General features: G+C 37.5%; 2 protein-coding genes. Both read left to right on the top strand.

What is annotated here, in order from left to right; translation table 11 throughout:
- Window positions 1-719: 719 nt before the first annotated feature.
- Window positions 720-1,157 (top strand): hypothetical protein, encoded by a 438-nt coding sequence (locus FHW74_RS22720; RefSeq protein WP_183172522.1) that lies wholly within the window; start codon window positions 720-722, stop codon window positions 1,155-1,157.
- A gap of 451 nt (window positions 1,158-1,608) precedes the next feature.
- Window positions 1,609-2,781 carry a site-specific integrase gene (locus tag FHW74_RS22715; RefSeq protein ID WP_117047651.1) on the top strand — a complete coding sequence of 391 codons (1,173 nt, stop codon included), beginning with the start codon at window positions 1,609-1,611 and terminating at the stop codon, window positions 2,779-2,781.
- Window positions 2,782-3,619: the final 838 nt, after the last annotated feature.

Below are 3,619 nucleotides of genomic sequence, written 5' to 3'. Positions count from 1 at the left end.
GTTATTGCGTAGCACAGGCCGAAGGCTTGATCAGAGTTAGTAATACTCGATCTTTTATTTGAGAGAGAGTAAGATCGGCACAGTTTCAACTCCATGAAAAATCTAGAGTTTGGTAGAAATCCTTCGATAAATGACGCTTTTTTTTCGAGCACTTAACGAAGAATAGGCGAAGGTCAGATCAATTTAAAACTGGTCTGTAACTATCAAACTTTATTGGATTTTTTAATATGGAAAACAACACGAAAGAAGTGATCCACTGTGCGTACTGTGATACTGAGCTGACGAAGGGAGTGCATGTTTGTCGAACGTGCCTTGCTACGGTGAAGTATGGAACGCCACCCGGTTGGTTAGTCTTCTTAGTGTGGTTGGTAGGAATGGTGGGCGGTGCTTTGATAGCTATGGCTACCCAATCAGGGCCATCATTCTTTATAGGGTTCGCTTTCATGGGGATCGGCGTCATAGTTCTGAAAGGTATCTATGCAGACCGAATAACTTTCCATAGAAGATAAAACCTTTTAAGGCCGGATCTACCGGCCTTTTTTATTGGAAGAAAACTTATATTTGCCTACGGCCTTGTAATGTTATTTAAAGCTAACGTATATATCAGATAGCCTTTTATAACCCATTGTTTTTAGATAAAAAATATATTTGTTAGCTCTTGACAAAAGCACTGTTTGCACGGTATTGCATGCATGTGATTATTATTTATAGGAGCTAATATGGAAAACGAAATAGAAAACGAACTGAGAACACTTTATTCAGAAAAGTATTATAGTACCGATTCACCATATGTATTTGGTGCATATGTCTCTGCCACTAAAAAGAGATTAAAAGCTGATCTTATGATTAGTATATTATATTCGATTGCAAAAAAAGAAAAAATAGATCTAACTTATCATACATCATTAAAACTTTGTAAGTTGTTTATGTCTCGCGGAATTCTTGGGGATAGGTTATTTTTACATTTTTCTAATGTTGAAAACAAAGGGGATGGATTAACAAAAAGAGAAGAAAAAAGGACGGCGAAAGATAAGATCTCTATTGATTATATTTGCATAAAAAATAAATATCAAAAAGATGTTGAAAGTAAACTTTCTAGATTTGATTTATTGTTTGACTATCACAATAAGGCAATAAAAAAATCTTACCGCAAATAAAAATGCCTTGTCCTACCTGACCACGCAGGTAGATTTTTAAAGCTAACACATATATATATTAGCAATACAATATAAAAATAGAAAGTTAACGGATATATGTTTTAGCGATTGCCGCAGAAAGTAAAAAGCAAAAGTATATATATCTTAGGTTAGTTAGATGGTGGCGGATTTGGCAAGATTTGACGAAATAGCGTAAATGGAATATTAATATATAAGCGGCAAGGAAAACATTATTGCGTATTTTTATTCGCAATAATGTAGGTTCGTTTTTTAGTTTTTCGAGTATAAGCGAGAAAAAATAAAAATCGCGGGTAGCGAAGAACCGTTGCCGTTCGACTTTTATTTCATTGGGAGCGAGCGACCTTTGAAATATTAGGAGAAAAGGCAATGGGTTTGATTTTTTGCGACAGCGAAAAATAAACCCACAGGAAGACTAAAAGAGGGGCTGGATATGAAAGTAAATTTAACCAGACACCAAAAAGGAATAGCCGATGCAAGATTGCTAATGGCACAAGAACAGGCAATGCAGGCGGGTTCGTTTTTGAGTGTTTATGTAGATAAAATGATTAAAGATGTAATAAATCAAGTAAAAACGGATGCATCTGCAGAGTCAAATGAACAGTATAGAACATTATATAAATCAATGACTTCTAGTAACGCGGGGAAAAGTGTTCAACAAATACTTATGTCATGCAACACCCGCGCAAGTTTTGATAAAACAAGAACGGCTTTTCGTTTTTGTATAGTAGAACAGATAAAGCAGCTACGCCGTGAAGCTGAAAAGCTATCAAAGGCAAAGGATTATAAAGGTTCTCAAGAGCTAACAGTGGAAGCATTTAAGCTATCTATAAAGTTTGAAGATGAGTTTTTAAGTGATAAAAGAATTCTATTTTCAGATATTAAATCAAAGATTGGTTATGATAAAAAATCTTTGAGTAAAAGAAAAACTGCAAAAAATGCACCTTCCTCTAATGAGGTTTTGGATAATATGAAACCTGCTTTTTTTAAGCGTCATTCTATTTGTTTTTCTGTGATAAATCGTTTTGGTATTAGACCATCTGAGATGCAAAAAGGTGTCAAACTACAATTTGAAAATGGGCGTATTTTTGCTGTTGTTAGAGGTGCTAAAGTTGCTAAAGACAGGGGGCAGCAGGTAAGAGCTATAGGATATGAACCTGATTTAAATAATGCAGCTGATAAGCTTTTATTGGAGGCTATAGCAAATAGCCCCAATAAGGTTTTTGAATGCGTTCAAACAAAAAAAGATTACAACGCATTAAGGAAGCATTTTAATAAATACCATGAAGGCTTTTCTTTATATTCTTATCGTCATGCTTTTGCCAGCGATTTAAAAAAATCAGGTGCTACACGTAGGCAAATAGCTGAAGCTATGGGGCATAGAAATACTGTATCCCAAGAGTTCTACGGCTATTCTAAACAGGGTAAAGGTGATCGAGAGTTTGTAGCTAAAGCGAGTAATGATATTAAAGTAAAGCCGGATATTAAAGAATATATAAAGTCTAAAAGTGATGCTGGTTCTATAGGTAGCAAGATTTCACAGTCTAAAAAATCGACTGCTGCAAATTTGCAGAGGGGTTCCAGAACGTCGATCAAGCCAAGATAATGCAGGCGCGTGAACCGTTCAAAACTCGCTTTTGAATGGTTCAGGTGTCTATTTTTTTGATGTTCGGGTATTCAGATTTTTTGAAGAACTATTGACAGTTCAAGGAGATCGGTTATAACTGAGTCCAGATACAACAAAACCAGCTTGCGCTGGTTTTGAGGGACTTGAAAAGTTTGGCGACTTTTGAAGTCTTGTAATCAAGTTGGTCAAGAACTCGATTACGTGATGTAAGAACAAATCTATCCTACATCTCCGTAAAAGTCAAATCCCGCTTCCTTACAAGTTTCATAAAATCCCTAGCCTTTTCAAATCCTTAAGCATCAACAAAGTTGCTTTTTCACTTTGCCTATTGTATCAGGATCTACCTGTGGAGCCGTCTGCACGAGCTGCAGCCATGTGATTGTTCGGGTAGGTGTTGATGTTGGTCTAAACGGGGAGTGTTGCAAAAGACCAGACCGGGAACGAGTCACTAAGGCGCTTGGTAAGGATTCAGGCCAGCTATGAGAAAGCCCAGCCATAAATGGGGTTAGAATTCTGCAAGTAGTGCTATGTGGCGACAGCGGGGGTGCAACAGGGTGCCAGTTGGTGGGAAACTGCCTTCAGCTCTAAGTCGCTGCTCTTTGGGTGAAGCTCAAAAAAGAAGCTTTTCCAAGGGATCGTCAACTTGATTAGCCATAGGCAATCGAGGAGGCGAAACTTTGGGTGAAGCGCCCTTTTTGGGGGGGGCTGAACTTCCTTTGGTAGTTATTGCGTAGCACAGGCCGAAGGCTTGATCAGAGTTAGTAATACTCGATCTTTTATTTGAGAGAGAGTAAGATCGGCACAGTTTCAACTCCAT

It is taken from the genome of Atlantibacter sp. RC6, assembly GCF_014193285.1.
Classification (GTDB): Bacteria; Pseudomonadota; Gammaproteobacteria; order Enterobacterales; family Enterobacteriaceae; genus Atlantibacter.
Note: the sequence above shows the minus strand (reverse complement) of the source record. Positions and strands in the feature narration are given on the sequence as shown.